Genomic DNA, 1,640 nt, shown 5'->3' with positions numbered 1-1,640 from the left:
ACACCCGGATCACGTCCGCCGCCACTTTCTGTCACTTTAATGGTGATGGTTTCATTGCCTTCATAGACAGAATCATCTTTGGTTGCCAGACGCACTTTGAAGCTGGTTGTGCCCTTAGGCACGATCAGTTGGTTACCATAGTACTTGGTGGCTCCCCAAGTCACGCCGCCATCGTAAGAAGCCTGGAAGTTGGTCGCGCCAGTTGTGTCGGTACCGATGGTACCGGTGCCATTGGCAAACTCGATCTTCGTCCATGAGTTGTCTTTTGTGGCGGTATGCACAGAGATATCCCACACCAAAAAGTCACCTTCAGTAGTGGTCGCATTACTGATTTTCCATGCTGGACGGTCTGCTTCATCCGTGATGACAGCTTCAGCCGATTGCACAAACCCTTGTCTACCTGGGACAGCCGCCTGGATTTGAATGGTCTCGTTGCCCTCATAGACGTTGTCATTCAGGGTCTGAGCATAGACACGAACACCGCTCTGGCCCGCAGCAACGGAAATGTCGAGGCGGTAGTTGTTGGCCGCGTTGATGTCGCCTTCACCAATCTTCTGTCCTGCCAGGTTGTAGATAAACACCTTACCGGAATAATCTTCGCCAAATTTCGCCTGATGATAGCTGTCGTTGAAGTTCAATCTGACAGTGGTGGCTTCATCAGCAGGGTTATTGAAGTTGACCGTCCAGCCTGGGGTTGTACTGCCTTCGACGCCATCACGCAGCTTGGTCACAGAGGTGACGATAGTCGGCGCTTCATCATCAGTGATCACCGCATTGGCAGACTGAACCCAGCCTTGCTGACCGATGACGGCACCCTGGATCTTGATGGTCTCATTCCCTTCATAGATGCTGTCATTGAGGGTCTGAGCATAGATTTTCACGCCACTATGTCCGGCAGGAACGGTGATGTTCGCCTTATAGCCGTTAGAAGCATTCAGGACGACTTCCTGCAGGAAAGCGCCAGAAGTGCTGTACACATGCACCTTGCCGTTGTAGTCCGCGCCGAAGTCAGCCTGATGGAGGCCATCATTGAAGTTCAGCTGCACCGTGCTGTTGGTGGTGGAGGTGTTGGTCATGTTGAGGTTCCAGCCCACCCAGCCAGCTTCTGCCGCATTTTGCAGATGGGTAATGCTGGCGACTTTCGGAATGTCAGCGTCATCGGTGATGACGGCAGCAGAGGATTGCACCCAACCTTGCTGACCAATGACGGCACCTTGGATCTTGATGGTCTCATTCCCCTCGAAGACATTGTCATTGAGGGTGTCAGCGTAGACTTTCACGCCAGTTTGACCCGCAGGGATGGTGATATTGGCTTTGTAACCGTTAGAAGCATTGAGTACGACTTCTTTCAGGAAGGTGCCGGATTGGGTGTAAACATGCACCTTGCCGTTATAGTCCTTGCCAATATCAGCTTGGTGGATACCGTCGTTAAAGTTCAACTGCACCGTGCTGTTGGTGGTGGAGGTGTTGGTCATGTTGAGGTTCCAGCCCACCCAACCATCTTCTGCTGCATTTTGGAAAGCAGTGATGCTGGCCACTTTCGGAATGTCTGCCGCATCGGTGATGGTGGCTGTGCTAGTGGTTGTGCCGAAGACAACACCCGGATCACGTCCGCCGCCACTTTCTGTCACTTTAATGGT

Annotated in this window: 1 protein-coding gene; it reads right to left on the bottom strand. The window is 52.4% G+C overall.

Annotated features, from left to right (window positions below; translation table 11 throughout):
- On the bottom strand, window positions 1–1,640 hold a 1,640-nt coding region (locus D515_RS25920), incomplete at both ends, for a Calx-beta domain-containing protein (RefSeq protein ID WP_039850611.1).

Origin of the sequence: Grimontia indica (genome assembly GCF_000333895.2) — a bacterium.
In the GTDB taxonomy this organism is placed as follows: domain Bacteria; phylum Pseudomonadota; class Gammaproteobacteria; order Enterobacterales; family Vibrionaceae; genus Enterovibrio; species Enterovibrio indicus.
This window is presented reverse-complemented; position numbering and strand designations above follow the sequence as displayed.